At 71.8% G+C, this 17,042-nt stretch carries 14 protein-coding genes; 5 read left to right on the forward strand and 9 right to left on the reverse strand.

Features of this window, described 5'->3' with window-relative positions; genetic code table 11:
• The first annotated feature begins 114 nt into the window (after positions 1–114).
• From ACFY2B_RS17325 to ACFY2B_RS17335, 3 genes are all read left to right on the forward strand, one after another.
• Positions 115–924 (forward strand): hypothetical protein, encoded by an 810-nt coding sequence (locus tag ACFY2B_RS17325; RefSeq protein ID WP_390763949.1) that lies wholly within the window; start codon positions 115–117, stop codon positions 922–924.
• 142 nt (positions 925–1,066) lie between these two features.
• Positions 1,067–2,275, forward strand: a complete 1,209-nt coding sequence (locus ACFY2B_RS17330; RefSeq protein WP_390763950.1) for a hypothetical protein — start codon at positions 1,067–1,069, stop codon at positions 2,273–2,275.
• A gap of 192 nt (positions 2,276–2,467) precedes the next feature.
• Entirely contained in the window at positions 2,468–4,357 is a 1,890-nt protein-coding gene (locus tag ACFY2B_RS17335) for an NAD-binding protein (protein WP_390764084.1), read from the forward strand.
• A gap of 200 nt (positions 4,358–4,557) precedes the next feature.
• Here the strand turns inward: ACFY2B_RS17335 and ACFY2B_RS17340 are convergent, their stop codons facing one another.
• Positions 4,558–6,330 (reverse strand): prolyl oligopeptidase family serine peptidase, encoded by a 1,773-nt coding sequence (locus ACFY2B_RS17340; protein WP_390763951.1) that lies wholly within the window; start codon positions 6,328–6,330, stop codon positions 4,558–4,560.
• A 149-nt stretch (positions 6,331–6,479) separates the two neighbouring features.
• On the opposite strand from ACFY2B_RS17340, the gene ACFY2B_RS17345 reads away from it, so the two are divergent.
• A complete protein-coding gene (locus ACFY2B_RS17345; protein ID WP_390763952.1) occupies positions 6,480–7,298 on the forward strand; it encodes an SURF1 family protein in 819 nt (272 codons plus the stop codon).
• 214 nt (positions 7,299–7,512) lie between these two features.
• Here the strand turns inward: ACFY2B_RS17345 and ACFY2B_RS17350 are convergent, their stop codons facing one another.
• The 7 genes from ACFY2B_RS17350 to ACFY2B_RS17380 form a co-directional block, all read right to left on the reverse strand.
• Positions 7,513–8,733 (reverse strand): hypothetical protein, encoded by a 1,221-nt coding sequence (locus tag ACFY2B_RS17350; protein ID WP_390763953.1) that lies wholly within the window; start codon positions 8,731–8,733, stop codon positions 7,513–7,515.
• Positions 8,730–9,404, reverse strand: coding sequence for a SigE family RNA polymerase sigma factor (locus ACFY2B_RS17355; protein ID WP_390763954.1), 675 nt, complete (start codon positions 9,402–9,404; stop codon positions 8,730–8,732). The genes ACFY2B_RS17350 and ACFY2B_RS17355 overlap by 4 nt, the downstream gene beginning before the upstream one ends.
• A 465-nt stretch (positions 9,405–9,869) precedes the next feature.
• Positions 9,870–10,922, reverse strand: coding sequence for an aspartate-semialdehyde dehydrogenase (locus tag ACFY2B_RS17360; protein ID WP_390763955.1), 1,053 nt, complete (start codon positions 10,920–10,922; stop codon positions 9,870–9,872).
• Entirely contained in the window at positions 10,919–12,196 is a 1,278-nt protein-coding gene (locus ACFY2B_RS17365; RefSeq protein ID WP_376524894.1) for an aspartate kinase, read from the reverse strand. The genes ACFY2B_RS17360 and ACFY2B_RS17365 overlap by 4 nt, the downstream gene beginning before the upstream one ends.
• 326 nt (positions 12,197–12,522) lie before the next feature.
• The gene (locus ACFY2B_RS17370; RefSeq protein ID WP_390763956.1) at positions 12,523–13,197 is read right to left on the reverse strand and encodes a DUF5063 domain-containing protein; all 675 of its coding nucleotides are present in this window, start codon (positions 13,195–13,197) and stop codon (positions 12,523–12,525) included.
• Positions 13,190–13,789, reverse strand: coding sequence for a recombination mediator RecR (recR, locus tag ACFY2B_RS17375; protein WP_390763957.1), 600 nt, complete (start codon positions 13,787–13,789; stop codon positions 13,190–13,192). The genes ACFY2B_RS17370 and recR overlap by 8 nt, the downstream gene beginning before the upstream one ends.
• 96 nt (positions 13,790–13,885) lie before the next feature.
• Positions 13,886–14,230, reverse strand: a complete 345-nt coding sequence (locus ACFY2B_RS17380) for a YbaB/EbfC family nucleoid-associated protein (protein ID WP_390763958.1) — start codon at positions 14,228–14,230, stop codon at positions 13,886–13,888.
• A gap of 245 nt (positions 14,231–14,475) precedes the next feature.
• On the opposite strand from ACFY2B_RS17380, the gene ACFY2B_RS17385 reads away from it, so the two are divergent.
• Positions 14,476–15,225 (forward strand): SLATT domain-containing protein, encoded by a 750-nt coding sequence (locus ACFY2B_RS17385; RefSeq protein ID WP_390763959.1) that lies wholly within the window; start codon positions 14,476–14,478, stop codon positions 15,223–15,225.
• A gap of 57 nt (positions 15,226–15,282) precedes the next feature.
• Here ACFY2B_RS17385 and ACFY2B_RS17390 read toward each other — a convergent pair whose 3' ends face one another.
• A complete protein-coding gene (locus tag ACFY2B_RS17390; RefSeq protein ID WP_390763960.1) occupies positions 15,283–16,899 on the reverse strand; it encodes a PstS family phosphate ABC transporter substrate-binding protein in 1,617 nt (538 codons plus the stop codon).
• Between the last annotated feature and the right edge of the window lie 143 nt (positions 16,900–17,042).

The raw sequence follows: 17,042 nt of genomic DNA on the forward strand, positions 1-17,042 counted from the left end.
ATTGAACTCGCTTTTGCCGAGGGCCGTTGTGTCCCACAGCGAGGTGAGCCCGCTGAGGACGCGCACAACCCGGTGAACAGCTCGACCGAACGCCCGTAGAAAGGCGAAGCCCATATGCCTCCCCAGAACGACGACCAGCAGCGCAGTGCAGAACGGTTGGCGGAGCAGCGCGCAGCGATCACGCACGCGCTGGACGTACACCGCGTCGACCACCCCACAGCCACCACGCAAGACCCGCCAGAGGGACAGCGCGCCATCGACGGCGCAGCAATCATGCAATACGCACTGAACCTCCAGGAACGCGCCAGGCAAGAGGCTGCCGCCAGGCTCGTACATGCGGAGATCGAATGGAGTCCTTCGGGGTATATCGCCGCTCTGGACGTGTACGCGGCCCACCAGCAGATGAATCCGCAATGGCCGACGATGCCTCCCCCCGGACTCAAGGTCGCTGTCCACCCGGCATCGCTGGGAAGGGAGGGGGAGGTCCCGGTCATGGTCACCCTCGACATACCCCAGCCCCAGATACCCGAACCGGGGCGCGTCCAGCCCCCGAGGTTCCTGGCCGGCCCACGACTCGACCTCGACGACGCCTCGGTCCACATGGCCATCCGAACCACCGGAGTGGACCAACTCTCTTACCAGCAAGCCCAATCGCTCCGCGGGCCAGACCTACCGAGCCGGTACGACGGCGTGGTCTCGGCGCGCGAGGAAAGGTTCTTCCGCCAGGCGCAGCCGACACCGCCGGCCCAGCCGCACAACCCCTACGCCGCGGACGCCAACAGGTATCTGCCGACCGCTTCAAGCCCCGCAGGTGGCGTATACCCCTCGCCCACCACCCCACAACCCGCATCAGGCCCCGCCTGGCAACCATTCCTGAACAACTCCCCCGCCGCGCCTGCCAACCGCGCCCCGGGCCGAAGATGACCCCCACCCCCACGGCGACAGCGGGCCATGCGAGCCACGTACCCCGCCCCGACAGCCCCCGCACACCGACCCTGCCCCTGACCCAGGACACCCCACCCCGGAGAACAGCTCGGCCGAAGGCCCACAGAAAGGCACATCCCCTATGCCTCCCCTGAACGACGACCAGCAGCGCAGAACACAACGGTTGGCGGAGCAGCGCGCAGCCACCACGCAAGGACCGCCGGAGGTACAGCGCGCCAACGACCGCGCAGAGATCATTCAATCTCCACTGAATCTAATGGAAAACGCCAGGAAAGCGATGCAACGGGGTGTCGCCGAGTCCCTCCTGGCGCAGGTTGCAGAGAGCCAAAGGGCGGAGACCGCCGCTCTGGACGTGTACCAGGCGTACCGGCAGATGTATCCGGAACTGCCGACGATGCCTCCCCGTGGACTTCAAGTCGCCCTCCACCCGGCATCGGTCAAAAAGGTGGGCGGACACCCCCTCATCGTCACCCTCAACACATCCCAGCTGGAGGAAGATGCGGGCAAACCGGCCCCGCGCTTCCTGGCCGACCCACACCTCGCACTCGACAGTCCCCCGGTCGCCAAAGCCCTCATGAACGCCGGAATGGACAAAATCTCGTACACGGCAGCCCAAAAGCTCCAGAGGCCAGGTCTACTGCCCATGTACCAAGCCCAGATCTCCCACCGGGAAGAGTCGAGCGCCCACACCTCGACAAGCCAGCCGACCCAGCCGCACAACCCCTACGCCACGTCCACCGTCGCGTCCATCCTGGCACAGGCTGAGGAGAGCCTGACGGCCGAGACCGCCGCTCTGGACGTGTACCAGGCCCACCGGCAGATGTATCCGGATCTGCCGACGATGCCTCCCCCCGGACTTCAAGTCGCCCTCCACCCGGCATCGGTCGGAAAGGTGGGCGGAGACCCCCTCATCGTCACCCTCAACACACCCCAGCTGAAGGAAGATTTCGGCAAACCGGCCCCGCGCTTCCTGGCCGACCCACACCTCGCACTCGACAGTCCCCCGGTCGCCAAAGCCCTCATGAACGTCGTAGTGGACAAAGACTCGTACACGGTGGCCCGAGGACTCCAGAAGATGGGTCTACTGCAGGAGTACCAAGCCCAGGTCCTCCGCCGGGAAGAGTCGAGCGCCCACACCCCGCCAAGCCAGCCGACCCAGCCACACAACCCCTACGCCACGTCCGCCGCCGCCTACCTGCCCACCACACCGGGCACCGGACAGCACTCAGCCGCCAGGACCGGAACCACACAACCCACGTCAGGCCCCGCCGGACAACCCTTCGGGCACTCCCCCGCCGCACCTGCCAACCGGCCCGCCCCCGGCCGATGACAACCCCACGCCACGCATCACCGACGGCCTTCCCGAGGACGCCCCGCTGAACCTCCGGGAAGGTCCCGGCGCTCACCGCTCCCGCCCCCGTTCCTTCCCGCCTCCGCTGGAACCGTCTTTCCCGGTGCGGCAGTCTTCTCTCCCGTGGGGAACGTTCCGATGCAGAGTGGGCCGGGTGGTGCGCCCGCGCCCATGGTGGTGTGCGGCGACGACGGGCTCGCGCACCGGCTGGCCGCCGAGTTGCGCGGGGTGTACGGCGCCCAGGTGACCCTCGTCGTACCGGCCGGCGCGCGCACGGCACGGCCCCCGGTGGTCGGGCGGGCGCGGGCCGCGTCGGTCGCGCTGCTGGACCGGGTGAACGCGGCTGTCGGCCGGGCCGCGGGCAACGGCACCGGGCTCGCCGGACTCGGCACCGGACTCGCCGGGCTCGGCAGCGGCGGTACCGGCGGCTCCGGCGGTGAGACCGGGCGCACCGACCGGGTGTTGGAGGCGGCCGAGCCGACCGAGGCGGTGCTCGCCGACGCGGGCGTGGACCGGGCCGCCGCGCTGGCTCTCGTGTACGACGACGACGAGACCAACATCCGTGCCGCGCTGACCGCCCGCCGGCTCAATCCGCGGCTGCGGCTCGTGCTGCGGCTCTACAACCGGCGGCTCGGCCAGCACATCGAGGAACTCCTCGACCAGGCCGCCGCGTTGGCGACCGGCGACGGCCCCGACTCCGTCGGTGACGCGTCGACGACCGTGCTGTCCGACGCCGACACCGCCGCCCCCGCGCTGGTCGCGACCGCGGTCGCCGGCACCCGCAAGGTCGTCCAGACGGACGGGCTGCTGCTGCGCGCGGTGGAACGGCCGCCGCTCGCCCCGGGACAGGTCGCCGACCACGGGCTGCGCACGCTGGCGCTGCTGTCGGCGACCGGCGGCGATCCGGCCGACGCGGACGGCTCCGAGGGCGGCGGGGAACGCGGGCCGCAACTCCTGCCCGACGAGGCGGACGTGCCGGGCGCCACGGGCTGCGGGAGCATCGTCCTTGAGCAGGTGTCGTACGCCGCCGGGCAGCCGCTGCCGGCCGGCCGCACCGGGGTCGTACCGCCCTTCGCCTCGCTGTTCTCGCGGCGACTGCGCTGGTCGCTGGCCGGGCTCGCGGGGTGTGTGATCGCGCTGGCCCTGGCGCTGTGGCTGGTGACGGGGATCCATCCGCTGGGCGCGTTCTACCTGACGCTGCTGGACCTGTTCGCGATCGACGAACCGGCGCTGGGCAAGCCGCTGGGGCGGCAGATCCTGCAACTGCTGTCCGGTCTGGTCGGGTTGCTGCTCCTGCCGGTGCTGCTGGCGGCGGTCCTTGAGGCGCTCGGCACCTTCCGGACCGCGACCACGCTGCGCAAGCCGCCGCGCGGACTCGGCGGGCACGTGGTGCTGCTGGGCCTCGGGAAGATCGGCACCAGGGTGCTGACCCGGCTGCGGGAACTGCACATCCCGGTGGTGTGCGTGGAGGCCGATCCGGAGGCGCGCGGCCTCGCCACGGCGCGGCGGCTGCGGGTGCCGGTGGTGCTCGGGGACGTCACGCAGGAAGGCGTGCTGGAGGCCGCCAAGATCCACCGGGCGCACGCGCTGCTGGCGGTGACCAGCGCGGACACCACGAACCTGGAGGCCGTGCTGTACGCCCGGTCCGTCCGCCCCGACCTGCGGGTGCTGCTGCGGCTGTACGACGACGACTTCGCGACCGCCGTCTACCGCACCCTGCGGGCCGCCCACCCCCGGGCGGTCACCCGCAGCCGCAGCGTCACGCACCTGGCCGCGCCCGCCTTCGCCGGAGCGATGTTCGGCCGGCAGATCCTGGGCGCGATCCCGGTCGAGCGGGAGGTGCTGCTGTTCGCCGCCGTGGATGTGGACGGGCATCCGCAGTTGGAGGGGCGCAGCGTGGCCGAGGCGTTCCGGGCCGGGGCCTGGCGGGTGCTGGCGCTGGAGGGGAAGCAGCAGCAGCCGTCCACCGACCATGTGCTGAGCGCCGGTGACCGGGTGGTGCTGGCGGCGACCCGCCAGGGACTGGCGGAACTGCTGGGCCACCACCACCGGACCCCGTGAGCCCCCGCACCGGCCGGTCCGCCACCGACCGCCGGAGCCCGGTGGCAGACGGCCGGCACGGGCGGGCGCCGCGGCGGCGGCAGACTGCCACGGCATGTAGCTCCCTACGCCGCCCGCCCCGACCCACCGGTCGGGCCTTCACCGCCCGGCCAACTTCACCGCCCGGCCCGCGTCGCCCGACGGACTACTCGCCCTACGGACTACTTCGGGAGATGCCGCTCCGCGAAGTCCAGTTCCAGCCGTACCTGCTTGATCCGTTCGTCCACCACCAGGGAGCCGTGGCCCGCGTCGTAGCGGTACACCTCGTGGACCGCGTCCCGGGCCGCGAGCCGTCCGACGTAGTTGTCGATCTGCCGGATGGGGCAGCGCGGGTCGTTGACCCCGGCGGAGATGTAGACGGGGGTCTTCACGTCGTCGACGTAGGTGAGCGGGGACGAGGCCCGGAAGCGGTCGGGGACCTCCTCGGGGGTGCCGCCCAGCAGCGTGCGGTCCATGGCCTTCAGCGCCTCCATCTCGTCCTGGTACGCCGTCACGTAGTCCGCGACGGGGACCACGGCGATGCCCACGGTCCAGGCGTCCGGCTGGGTGCCGATGCCGAGGAGGGTGAGGTAGCCGCCCCAGGACGCGCCGGTGAGGACGAGACGGGCGGGGTCGGCCAGGCCCGAGGACACCGCCCAGTCGCGGACCGCGGCCACGTCCTCCAGCTCGATCAGGCCCACCCGGTGCTTCAGGGCGTCGGTCCACGCGCGGCCGTAGCCCGTCGAGCCGCGGTAGTTGACCCGGACCACCGCATAGCCGTGGTCCACCCAGGCGGCCGGGCCCGCGGCGAAGGAGTCGCTGTCGTGCCAGGTGGGGCCGCCGTGCAGGTCGAAGACGGTGGGGAGGGGTCCGCTCGCCCCGGCCGGCTTCTGGATCAGCGCGTGAATGCGGCCGCCGGGGCCGGTCACCCACGCGTCCTCCACCTCGACGGAGGGCGGGCACCTCATCCCCGGCGGGTCCAGGACCACCTGGCCGGTCGTCGACCGCACCGCGGACGGCTCGGCGGCCGACGACCACAGGAACTCCACGCTGTCGTCGGGCCGGGCCGTCGCGCCGGAGACCGAGCCCGGCGGCGTCGGGATGCGGGTCAGCCCGCGGCCCGCCAGGTCGTAGCGGAACAGTTCGCTGCGCGCCTCGAAGCTGTGCGCGATGAGCAGGGCGCTGCCGTCCGGATACCAGTCGGCGCTCACGTCACCCGGGAGGTCCAGGTCCAGATCGGTCTGCTCACCCGACGCCACGTCCCAGACCAGCGGCTCCCAGCGGCCACGGCGCTGGTGGCCGATCAGCAGCCGGGTGTCCCCTTCGACCGGGGCGAAGCCCAGCACTTCGAGGCCCAGCTCCCGGGTGCCGCCCTCGCTGTCGTCGAGTTCGGCGACCGTCGTGCCGTCCGGGCGCAGCACGCGCAGCGCGGAGTGCATGGCGTCGCCGTGCTCGGTGTGCTCGATGGCGATCAGCGCGCCGTCGTGCGAGAGGTCGCCGACGCCCGCCGACTCGCGGTGCCGGTACAGCTCGAACGGCGCCTCACCCTCGCGGGCGACATGGATCGTCGTGCCGTCCTCGTCCGTCGAGCGCCCGACCACGGCCGTGCGGCCGTCCCGGGCGAGGGCGAGACCGGCCGGGTAGGAGGGGTCGAGCCCCGGTGTGGCGAGTTCGTCGTCGCCGCCCGTGAACGGCTGCCGGCGCCACACCCCGAACTCGTCGCCGTCCTTGTCGTCGAACCACCAGATCCACGCGCCGTCCGGGGAGAGCAGCCCGTCCGTCGTACCGTTCGGCCGGGCCGTGGCCTGGCGCTGCGCTCCCGTGGTGCGGTCCCACGCGTACAGCTCGTAGGTCCCCGTCGCGTTCGACACGAACAGGGAGCGGTCGGGCGCGTCCTGCGCCCAGTCGGGCAGCGACACCCGCGGCGCGCGGAAGCGCCTCTCCCAGTCCGGCATTCTGCTCTCACTCCTGGCCCCAGTCATGGCCCCATACTGCCTGGTCCCGCCGACGGCCGCGGCGGAGTACCCCCAGCCTGTGGACAACCCGGCGCCGCTGTCGGCGACCCCCCGCCCGAACGCCGGGGAACAGCCCGTACCGTGGTGGCGTGTACCGGTTTCTGCTGACTCCCCGCTGGTGGGGCATCAACGTCTTCGCGCTGCTCGCCATCCCGCTGTGCGTCTTCATGGGATCGTGGCAGCTGAGCCGGTTCGAGTCGCGGGTGCAGGCAGGCCGTGACGCGTCCGAGAAGGTCACCACGGACCGGACCGAGGCGGCTCGGCCGCTCGCCGGTCTGCTGCCCGTCGACACGGCCACGTCCGGCAAGCGGGCCACCGCCACCGGCCGTTACGACCAGCAGCTCCTCGTACCCGACCGGCAGCTGGACGGCAGGGACGGCTACTACGTGCTGACGCTGCTGCGCACCGGCTCCGGCAAGGCGCTGCCCGTGGTGCGCGGCTGGCTGCCCGGCACCGCGGACGCGGCGAAGGCGCCCGCCCCGCCGGCCGGCGAGGTCACGGTCACCGGTGCGTTGCAGGCGTCGGAGACACCGGGTGACAACGGGGTGAGCGCCCTGGGCGGGCTGCCGCCGGGGCAGACGGCGGCGATCAGTTCGGGATCGCTGGTGAACCTGGTGCCGTACCCGGTGTACGACGCGTGGATCACGCTCGACAAGGGCGACGCGGGGATGACGGCGGTACCCGCGACGGTGCCGCAGGGCTCGGGGCTCGACCTGAAGGCGTTCCAGAACCTCGGGTACACCGGTGAGTGGTTCGTCTTCGCGGGTTTCGTGGTCTTCATGTGGTTCCGGCTGCTGCGCCGGGAGGCGGAGTACGCCCGGGACGCGGAACTGGGTCTGTTCCCGGAGGGGGAGCCCGAGGAGGAGAAGGCCGAGGAGGAGAAGGCCGCCAGCCCGTCGGCCGTCTGATCCGCCGGGTGTACGGGGTCTGATCCACCAGGGGTCCGGGCGTCCGGTCCGCCGGAGGGACGTAGTCCGATCCGCGGGGTCCGGGCGTCTGGGCCGCCGGAGGCCGTGCCGCCCGATCCCGCCGGGCCCGGCGTCCGGTCCGCCGACGGCCGGTGGCGTCCGGTCCGCCCCTGGCCGGTGGCCTCCGGGCAGGTGGAATGCCGGAGGCGGGTGTCTAGGAGCCGGCCAGCACGCCGGTCCAGTAGACCGTCCCGGCGCAGGCGCCGGGCACCGTCGTGGAGACGGTCGGCGCGCCCGCCTGCGGGGTGTGGGACACCTGGACGCTGCCGTCGGCCGTGCCCTCCGCGGGGAGCAGCTGCGTACTGGTGCCGGCCGCGCCGCCGTCGGACGTACTGCCCGAGGCGGCCGGGGGCTGGCTGGGGCTCGGGTCGCCGGTGGGTCCGCCGGTGCCGGGGCTGCCGGTGCCGCCGTTGCCCGGGGGACAGGTCTCCGAGGGAACGAAGGCGAACTTCTCCTCGTAGGCGGCGCCGGGCAGCAGGAGCAGGCCGGTGGCCTCCTGGGACGGGGCGGGCAGGCCGGCCGCGGCGTCGCCCGCGATGTGCCGGACCGTACTTATCCTGGTCGGGTCGGCGGCGCCCTGGGCGAGAGCGCTCACGGTGCCCGTGCCGTCGACGCTGCAACCGGCGGTGGAGACGTTGGTGACCCGGAAGGTGCCGTAGACGACGCCGGCGGAGTCGGGGGCTTCCACGGTGGCGGTGGCCTGGCCCAGCTGGGTGGCCGTGCACGCCGGGGCGACGGCGCCCTTGGTGGACACGGGGCCGGTGGCGCCGTCCGTGCCGCCCTCGGTGCCGCGGTCCTTGTCCGGGTTCACGTCCTTCGTGCCGCCCTTGTCCTGGCCTGCGGTCTCGTCGTGGCTGCCGCGCGTGGCGGTGGTCCCGCGGTCCGGGTCCTTGCCCCGGCCCGCGCCGCCCTGGGCCTGGGAGGCGTCACCGGCGATGGAGGTGTGGGGATCGGTGCCGCCGGACTGGGAGACGTGGACGAGGGCCGGGACGGCGGTGCCGACGAACAGGGCCGCCGCCGCCATGCCGACCGCGGCGTGCCGCCTGCGGGTCCGCCGGGCGGGCACCGCGCGCCGCAGGTGGTCCAGGGCGTCGTTGCGCGGCTGAAGGTCCTCGACCGCCGAGTGCAGCAGCCGGCGCAGGTCCGGTTCGTCCGGGTCGGGTCCTTCCGGCCCCGTGGGGGCCATGGACAGGCCCCGTTCCTCCTGGCCGAACCCGTCGGGCCCGGTGGGGGCCTGATCGTCGGGGCCGTGGTTCACAGTTCCGTTCCCAGCGTGCGATGGCGTCTTCTCTTGGTCGTGCCGCCCCGGCGGCTCGGGCCGGGCACCGGGCTCGGGACGGCCGAGGGACTCGCCTGACTCGCGGGGCTCGCTCATGTGGCCGCCTCCATGGCCAGCCGCAGCGCCGCGATGCCGCGCGAGCCGTACGCCTTCACGGAGCCGAGCGAGATGCCGAGGGACTCGGCGACCTGCGCCTCGGTCATGTCCGCGAAGTACCGCAGCACCAGGACCTCGCGCTGGCGGCGCTGGAGGCCCTTCATCGCCTTGATCAGGGAGTCGCGCTCCAACTGGTCGTACGCGCCCTCCTCCGCGCTCGCCATGTCGGGCATCGGTTTGGAGAGCAGCTTCAGCCCGAGGATGCGGCGGCGCAGGGCGGAACGGGACAGGTTGACGACCGTCTGGCGCAGATAGGCGAGGGTCTTCTCCGGGTCCCGGACGCGTTTGCGGGCCGAGTGGACGCGGATGAACGCCTCCTGGACGACGTCCTCGCAGGAGGCGGTGTCGTCGAGGAGGAGCGCGGCGAGGCCGAGCAGCGAGCGGTAGTGCGCCCGGTAGGTCTCGGTGAGGTGGTCGACCGTCGTACCGGCCGCCGCGGTCTCCTCGGCGCCCTCGCGCTGGCCGGGGATGCGGGCGGGCCGCGCTGCGGGCATGGGCGCGATCACCGGCATGCCGCCGGGCGCGCCGGGGACGCGGGGGCGCAGCGCCGCGGGGCGGGGGCGCAGGGACGCGCCACGCACCGCCGTACTGAATTCGAGTACCTCTGCCACGCCAGTTGGACACGCTTCCCCCCACAGGGGTTGTACGTGCCGGACGTCACTTTTGCGTCGGACGGCGCGACCGGCGACGCCTGCACGCCGGGCAGCCCGCCCGACGATTCCTCATATGTCGCCATGCGCCCCGTTCTTCCCCTGTGTCCCATATGAACGGGCGTCCCCACGCCCTGATCACGGCGTCCCCACGCCAGGATCATCGCGTCCCCACGCCCCGACGGGGGGACGTTCGCACGCACCGCCCCGGAGAGGCGATCGCAAAGACGCTCCCCGCCCTGCGCACGGTTGCGGAGAGCGGGGAGGAAAATTTTCGGATGCAGAGGGCACCCTGATCAAGTGGTCCGAACCATGCTCCCCGCCACACTGTCCCGCGGATCCGGCCCCCCGATCCCCACCGGACCAGGGCATTTCCGGCGTCCGGGCCTTTCCGGTGACCTCAGGTGAGTACGGAGCCGGCACCGGTCACGCGTACTCCGCCGCCACCAGCTCCGCGATCTGCGCGGTGTTGAGCGCCGCACCCTTGCGCAGGTTGTCCCCGCAGACGAAGAGTTCGAGCGCCGTGGGATCGTCCAGCGCCCGCCGCACCCGGCCCACCCAGGTCGGATCGGTCCCCACCACATCGGCGGGGGTGGGGAACTCGCCGGCCGCCGGGTTGTCGAACAGCACCACGCCGGGTGCCGTGGCCAGGATCTCCCGGGTGCGCTCCACGGTGACCTCGCCCTGGAAGCGGGCGTGGACGGTCAGCGAGTGCGCGGTGACCACCGGCACCCGGACGCAGGTCACGGCGACCGGCAGCTTCGGCAGCCCGAGGATCTTGCGGGACTCGTCCCGCACCTTCATCTCCTCCGACGACCAGCCGTCCTCCCGCGGCGACCCCGCCCAGGGCACGACGTTCAGCGCGACCGGCTCCGGGAACGGCCCGGTGCGCTCCCCCACGGCCCGCCGTACGTCACCGGGGCTGGTCCCCAGCTCCGTGCCCGCGACCAGGGCCAGCTGAGCCCGCAGCGTCTCCACTCCGGCCTGGCCCGCCCCGCTCACCGCCTGGTACGACGACACCACCAGCTCGCGCAGCCCGAACTCGGCGTGCAGCGCGCCCAGGGCGACGATCATCGACAGGGTGGTGCAGTTGGGGTTGGCGACGATCCCGCGCGGCCGGATGCGGGCGGTGTGCGGATTGACCTCGGGGACCACCAGGGGCACGTCCGGGTCCATCCGGAAGGCGCCCGAGTTGTCGACCACCACCACGCCCTTGGCCGCGGCGATCGGCGCCCACTGCGCGGAGACCTCGTCCGGTACGTCGAACATGGCGACGTCGACCCCGTCGAAGACCTCCTCGGACAGGGCCGCCACCTCGACCTCCTCCCCGCGCACGGTCAGCTTGCGGCCGGCCGAGCGCGGAGAGGCGACCAGACGGATCTCGCCCCAGACGTTCGCCCGCTGGGACAGGATCTGGAGCATGACCGTGCCGACCGCTCCGGTCGCTCCCACGACCGCGAGCGTCGGACGTGCGGTCATCGGCCGGTGCCCCCGTAGACGACTGCCTCGTCGCTCTCGGAGTCGAGGCCGAAGGCGCTGTGCACCGCGCGGACGGCCTCCGCCACGTCGTCGGCACGGGTGACCACCGAGATCCGGATCTCGGACGTCGAGATCAGCTCGATGTTCACGCCCGCGTCGGACAGCGCCTCGAAGAACCCGGCGGTGACCCCGGGGTTGGTCTTCATACCGGCGCCGACCAGGGAGATCTTGCCGATCTGGTCGTCGTAGCGCAGAGAGTCGAAGCCGATGCCGGGACGGTTCTTCTCCAGCGCGTCGATGGCCTTGCGGCCCTCGGTCTTCGGCAGCGTGAAGGAGATGTCCGTGAGGCCCGTGGCCGCGGCGGACACGTTCTGCACGACCATGTCGATGTTGATCTCGGCATCGGCGATCGTACGGAAGATGGCGGCGGCCTTGCCGGGCTTGTCGGGCACGCCGACGACCGTGATCTTGGCCTCGGAGGTGTCGTGCGCGACACCCGAGATGATGGCCTGCTCCACCTTCGCGTCCCCTTGCTCGATCGGCTCGCTGCTGACCCACGTGCCCTTGAGCCCACTGAAGGAGGAGCGGACGTGGATCGGGATGTTGTACCGGCGGGCGTACTCCACGCAGCGGTGGAGCAGCACCTTGGACCCGGACGAGGCCAGCTCCAGCATGTCCTCGAAGGAGATCCAGTCGATCTTCCGGGCCTTCTTCACCACCCGCGGGTCGGCGGTGAACACGCCGTCCACGTCGGTGTAGATCTCACAGACCTCGGCGTCGAGCGCGGCGGCGAGCGCCACGGCCGTCGTGTCGGACCCGCCGCGGCCGAGGGTGGTGATGTCCTTCTTGTCGGCGCTGACGCCCTGGAAACCGGCGACGATGGCGATGTTGCCCTCGTCCAGCGCCGTACGGATCCGGCCCGGTGTGACATCGATGATCCGGGCTTTGTTGTGGACGGAGTCGGTGATGACGCCCGCCTGGCTGCCGGTGAAGGACTGGGCCTCGTGGCCCAGGTTTTTGATCGCCATCGCCAGCAACGCCATGGAGATACGCTCTCCGGCGGTCAGCAGCATGTCGAACTCTCGCCCGGCAGGCATCGGAGACACCTGTTCGGCGAGTTCGATCAGCTCGTCCGTCGTGTCGCCCATCGCGGAAACGACGACAACCACCTGGTTGCCGTTCTTCTTCGCTTCCACGATCCGCTTGGCGACGCGCTTGATGCCCTCGGCATCGGCTACGGAGGAGCCTCCGTACTTCTGCACGACAAGGCCCACGTGCGCTCCTAGCTCATTGTGTCGATTGCCCGCCCAGTCTAACGATCGCCCGAATATCCCCTCCTGAGTACCGCATGGTGAGATGTCCGGACGTTCGGGCCGAGCGCTTGTCGGGTGAGTCCCTGCCCAAAGTTTTGCGACTGATACGCATGTGACCGCTGTGTGTCGGCTTACAGTTTCCGATGGTCGGCGCCCCGAAGGAGCCGAGAGCGGCGGACCTCCACAGCCGCGAGCCCCCACCCGGCCGTGGACGCACGACCGTCCGCCCCGCCCCGCTCAAGCGCACCCGCCCCTGTCAGGCGGCGTGCCCCGCGGCGCAGCGCCCGTCAGGAGCCGTCCACCGGAGCGCCCGCGCGCAGCCCCAGCGGTGTGGCGATCTCCTGCTGCATCACCCGGCCCGCCTCGAACTCCAGGGTCTCGTCGCCCATGCCCTGGTCCGTGTCGAGGCCGTCCAGCTCCTCCAGGGGCTGGTCGAGGCGGACGTGGGCGAGGACCGAGTGCAGGGCGCGCAGGGTGGCGGAGGCGGTGGAGCCCCAGTTGGAGAAGTAGGAGAACTGCCACCACCACAGCGCCTCCGTGGTGCGGCCGGCCCGGTAGTGGGCCATGCCGTGGCGCAGATCGGTGATCACGTCGGCCAGGTCGTCCGAGATGCGGGCGGGCACCGGTGCCGTACGCGGCTCGTAGGGGTCGAAGACCTCCGAGTACACGTCGACCGGCTCCAGGAGGCGGGCGAGGTTCTCGCGCAGTTGGTCCGCGTCCGGGTCCGGGCCGGTGTCGGTCTCGTAGCGCTCCTCGGGGACGATGTCCTCGTGGGCGCCGAGCCGGCCGCCGGCCAGCAGGAGCTGGGAGACCTCCAGGAGGAGGAAGGGGACCGCCGAGTCCGGCTGGTCGCCCCTGGCCACCTCCGTGACGGCCACCAGGAAACTCTCCACCTGATCCGCGATCTGGACCGCGAAATCGTCCGGGTTCTGCGTCGTGGCGTGCAGCGTGGCGTCAGACATCTAGGAGTCGTCTCCCCTCGAAGGCGCGGCCGAGGGTCACCTCGTCCGCGTATTCCAGGTCGCCACCCACCGGGAGGCCGCTGGCCAGGCGGGTGACCTTCAAGCCCATCGGTTTGATCATGCGGGCGAGGTACGTGGCCGTCGCCTCGCCTTCGAGATTGGGGTCCGTGGCCAGGATCAGCTCGGTGACGGAGCCGTCCGCCAGGCGGGCCAGGAGTTCCCGGATGCGCAGGTCGTCGGGGCCCACGCCCTCGATCGGGCTGATCGCGCCGCCCAGCACGTGGTACCGGCCGCGGAACTCGCGGGTGCGCTCGATCGCCACCACGTCCTTCGGCTCCTCGACCACGCAGATGACCGAGGGGTCGCGACGGGGGTCACGGCACACCGCGCACAGCTCCTCCTGCGCCACGTTGCCGCAGACCGCGCAGAACCGGACCTTCGCCTTCACCTCCAGCAGCGCCTGGGCGAGGCGCCGCACGTCCGTCGGCTCCGCCTGGAGGACGTGGAAGGCGATCCGCTGCGCGCTCTTGGGACCGACGCCGGGCAGCCGCCCCAGTTCGTCGATGAGGTCCTGGACCACGCCTTCGTACAACGGACTGCCCTTCCTGAAGTCGTTCCCGGTACGTAACGGTAGATGGCCGCCGCCCTCCCTAGGAAGGCGGTGCGGGTGGCCTGCGGGTGGCGAACGTCAGAACGGCAGGCCGGGGATGCCGGTGCCGCCGCCGAGACCCTGGGCCAGCGGGCCGAGCTTCTGCTGCTGGAGCGCCTGCGCGTTCTGGTTGGCCGCCTGCACGGCGGCGACGATCAGGTCGGCGAGGGTCTCCGTGTCCTCCGGGTCGACCGCCTTCGGGTCGATCTTCAGGCCACGCAGTTCACCGGCGCCGGTCACGGTCGCCGTCACCAGGCCGCCGCCCGCCTGGCCGGCGATCTCCGTGTTCGCCAGCTCCTCCTGGGCCTTCGACAGTTCCTGCTGCATCTTCTGGGCCTGCTGCAACAACTGCTGCATATTGGGCTGGCCTCCACCGGGAATCACGATCAGCTCCTGGTTCGGTGTCGTCTTCCTCCGTTGTGCACGAGCCTACGTGGTCCATGCGACCGTCGCTCCGCCACTCTTTCGAGTGAGAGCAGCACGGCTCCTATACCTGATTAAGCCCCTCTTACGGGTTGAAAAGCCGTGAAAGCTATGTCTTCGCCACCCATTGGGCGGTAGGAAGGACGCCGCGCGTGAGCATCCGTTGTCACGCGACGTGACCGGTCGTGATCAGTAGGGAGTGCCGGGTGGGTCAGCCGGAGATGCAGCCCGAGGGTCCCCCTCAGGACGGGCGGGGCGAGGGCGCGGCCGGGCTGCGGCCGGGCGACCTGACCGGCCGGGCCTTCCCGCCCGGGGACTGGGGAGAGCCGGCCGACCGGCTCGACGAGCTGTACCGGTGGGTGGAGCGGGGGGCGCTGGACACGGCGGCCTGGTACCTCGCGGGCCGGGTGTGGAAGCGGCGCGGGGCGCTGGTGCTGCGGGTGGGGACGGCCTCCGGGGCGGTGGGCGGGGCCACGCTCCCGCTGCTCGATCTGACCGGGGTGACCGACCGGGCCGCGCCCTGGGGGTACCTGGCCCTGATGCTCGCCGGGGCGTGCCTCGGGGTCGACCGGTTCTTCGGGGTGACGTCCGGGTGGATGCGGGACGTGGCGACCGCGCAGGCCGTGCAGCGGCGGCTCCAGGTGTTGCAGTTCGACTGGGCGTCGGAGAACGTGCGCGAGGTGCTGGGCCCGGCGGAGGGGACCGCGGGCGAGGCCGCCGACCGGTGCCTCGCGGTGCTGCGGCGGTTCTCGGAGGACGTGACGGAACTGGTGCGCACGGAGACGGCGGACTGGATGGTGGAGTTCCGCACCGGGACGGCCCCGCTGGGCCTCCAGACGGCCCTGGCCCCGGGCCCGCGCCCGGACCCGGCCGGCGCACCGGGCCGCTACCCCAGCCCGCCGGGCACCCCCACCCGCCCGAACATGCCGCGGCAACGGCCGCCGGAGCCGCGGTGAGCGTGCCTCACCACGGCGTCACGGCGGCCGGGGCCGGGGTCCGGTCGGCGGCGGCCGTCAGCGGGCGGTGGCGGGCGCGGGCGGACCGGGCGCCGGCGGAGGTGTGCGGGCCCACGCGCCGCAGTCCGCGTTCCCGGCCGAATTCTTGCAGTCGATGTAGCCGTGTTTCTGGATGATGTCCTGGCCGTCCCCGTCGGCGACGTAGTTCCTGAACTCGAGGGCCAGGGAGCCTTCGCGCGGCGTGCCCCGCGTGTAGACGTACTCGATCTCGCGGTACGGGTAGTCGTACGGCTTGAGGTTCTTCGCGCTCTCGTACGCGTCCCCCGGGGCCTCGCCGTTGATGTCCACGACGTGCAGTTTCCCCTTGGACTCCTGCTCCGCGAGGTTCCATTCGCTGTACCCGACGGCGCCTGGGATCTCGCCCACCTTGTCCAGCACCTCACTCGTGGAGTCGAGTTCGCAGCGCGGCACCCGGTCGCCCGAGGTCCGGTCGTAGTCCAGGTTCGCGCAGTCGAGGGCGGTGTGGGCGGGCTCTCTCCGGCCGAGCACCCGCCGCTGGAAGACCTGCCGCGTCCCGGAGCTGACGTCGCGGCTGACGAGGTGGACCGCCAGGTCCGGGAATCCCTCGCCCAGCTCCCGCCAACGGGTGACGTCGCCGCTGTACAGCTTCTGTATCTGCGCCGTGGTGAGGTTTCCCAGGGGCTTGCCGTTCACCCGCACGTCGTTGTTCACCACCAGCGCGTAGAACGGCATCGCCACCATTTCCGCTTCCAGGTCGGGCAGATTCTCCGGGTTGGGGGTGTCGGAGAAGGCGATGCCGGGGCCGTCCGCGCCCGGCCGTGCCAGTTCCCGCAGACCCGCCACCGAACCCTTCAGCTTCAGCTCGATCGCCGCGTCCGGGCACTTCTCCTCGTAGGCGTCCGCCACCGCTTCGAGCGCGGGCTGGAACGCCGTCGAGCCGACGACGTCCAGCGTGCCCGCCGCGCAGTAGGCCGGCGGTGGCTTCCCGTCCCTGCCCTGGGCCACGACGATGCTCGCGAGGGTGAGGACACCGGCCGTGAGCAGGATGCTGATGAGCCGCGCGGGCCGGCTGAACAGCGGCGGCTTGTCGTCCACGGGGATCGCGCGGTTGAGGCGGACCTGGCCGTTGCGAATGCCGCCCGTGACCCGTATCGGCCGCCCGACACCGCCGCCGGACAGCAGCACCAGCAGCTTGAAGTAGTCCCCCCGGTTGAGCGGGACCCGCGGGATGCGCAGACTGCTGCCCTCGTAGCCGAAGCCCCGCTCCGGCGCGAAGTGGCCCATCAGGTGGTCGGTGTGGTTCGGCTGGGTGACCGACACGCCCCGGACGATGCGGTCGGTGAACACCGCGGTCAGACCGTACTGGTCAGGGCCGGTGTAGTCCTCCCGGTCGATGCCCCCCGAGCCGTCGTTCTCGATGCGCAGCAGCACCAGGGTCGCGTCTGCCATGTCCGGCGCCTCGTCGAACAGACCCAGGCGGCGGTTGAGGTTGTCGGCCGCGCCCTCCCCTATGGGGTTGTCCATCTGCACGCGGTAGCCGATCCTCTTGCTGCGCGGTACCCGGCGCTCGTACCAGACCATGCCCGCCGACGCGGCGATGCCCACCACCGCGGTGCCGACGGCTACGACGTTCTCCGGATCCAGCCACCCCATGGTGAGCGCCCCCGCCACTGCTCCGAGTCAAGGTGGGGTCACCGTACGCGTATGCGAAGGGACATTCCGGTGGCGTTCGCAGAAGTTCTCCGGACGTTCAACCGCCCCACGGGAAACGGTGGTTCGGCGCACGGACCGCACCC

Origin of the sequence: Streptomyces sp. NPDC001270 (assembly GCF_042896695.1) — a bacterium.
Classification (GTDB): Bacteria; Actinomycetota; Actinomycetes; order Streptomycetales; family Streptomycetaceae; genus Streptomyces.

Bases quoted from the DNA above. Each gene is read 5' to 3' on its own strand.
- ACFY2B_RS17325 (WP_390763949.1), top strand. From the start codon at position 115: ATGCCTCCCCAGAACGACGACCAGCAGCGCAGTGCAGAACGGTTGGCG.
- ACFY2B_RS17330 (WP_390763950.1), top strand. From the start codon at position 1,067: ATGCCTCCCCTGAACGACGACCAGCAGCGCAGAACACAACGGTTGGCG.
- ACFY2B_RS17335 (WP_390764084.1), top strand. From the start codon at position 2,468: ATGGTGGTGTGCGGCGACGACGGGCTCGCGCACCGGCTGGCCGCCGAG.
- ACFY2B_RS17340 (WP_390763951.1), bottom strand. From the start codon at position 6,330: ATGCCGGACTGGGAGAGGCGCTTCCGCGCGCCGCGGGTGTCGCTGCCC.
- ACFY2B_RS17350 (WP_390763953.1), bottom strand. From the start codon at position 8,733: ATGAGCGAGCCCCGCGAGTCAGGCGAGTCCCTCGGCCGTCCCGAGCCC.
- ACFY2B_RS17360 (WP_390763955.1), bottom strand. From the start codon at position 10,922: ATGACCGCACGTCCGACGCTCGCGGTCGTGGGAGCGACCGGAGCGGTC.
- ACFY2B_RS17370 (WP_390763956.1), bottom strand. From the start codon at position 13,197: ATGTCTGACGCCACGCTGCACGCCACGACGCAGAACCCGGACGATTTC.
- ACFY2B_RS17390 (WP_390763960.1), bottom strand. From the start codon at position 16,899: ATGGGGTGGCTGGATCCGGAGAACGTCGTAGCCGTCGGCACCGCGGTG.